Annotated in this window: 1 protein-coding gene; it reads left to right on the top strand. The window is 37.5% G+C overall.

All coding sequences use genetic code 11. The features are described from left to right. Positions 1-146: 146 nt before the first annotated feature. The gene (locus tag ACNPAA_RS21025) at positions 147-554 is read left to right on the top strand and encodes a hypothetical protein (RefSeq protein WP_201873255.1); all 408 of its coding nucleotides are present in this window, start codon (positions 147-149) and stop codon (positions 552-554) included. Positions 555-640 lie beyond the last annotated feature (86 nt).

Consider the following 640-nt stretch of genomic DNA (forward strand, 5'->3'; position numbering starts at 1 on the left):
GAAACGGTCTAAATAGGCTGATTCAAGGCATTTACGGGAGAAAAAATCGGCTCAAACATGAAGAAATGAAATGACTGAGTCAGCCGAGAAGAATTTCCCCGCTTATTCGCACCTTCCCTAATGCATTCACAATATTAGGTGGAGCCTTGCTCAGAAATGAAGATGTTAGCAGAAACATCTACATCTTGGATGGGGATGTCTATAGAACGGTAGAGCAGAAAGAAAATGCCATCAATAAAGTAATTAGTGGTGATGACCGTAGAGCTGTAGATTTGAGGGGGAATGCTTTATCTAAAATTTCAGAATTTATTTTGCCGGAGGGGTTTAATCCAGAACGACACATCCACTCTATGCTAACTGAAATTAACGATAATGAGCTAGATAACGATTATCAAGAAATCATTGATACAGCAAGAACGATTGTATTTGAACAAGATGCTCACAACTATTTATCCAAAATAATTGACTTTCTCGGAATTGAACGTTCTGTAGGATTAGCTCGGATTGTGGATCTAGCATCAGGGCGAGATCGTGAACATTTTGTTAAAAATTAAAAATAGTTTTTTGCCTACAAAACAAATACTTATAGGCCTGTGATATGCAGTTAACTTTATAGTCAGGATCGCCTTCACACTTTTTA

Source organism: Aeromonas sp. PS2Canimalfood6, assembly GCF_048276795.1.
GTDB lineage: Bacteria > Pseudomonadota > Gammaproteobacteria > Enterobacterales > Aeromonadaceae > Aeromonas > Aeromonas caviae.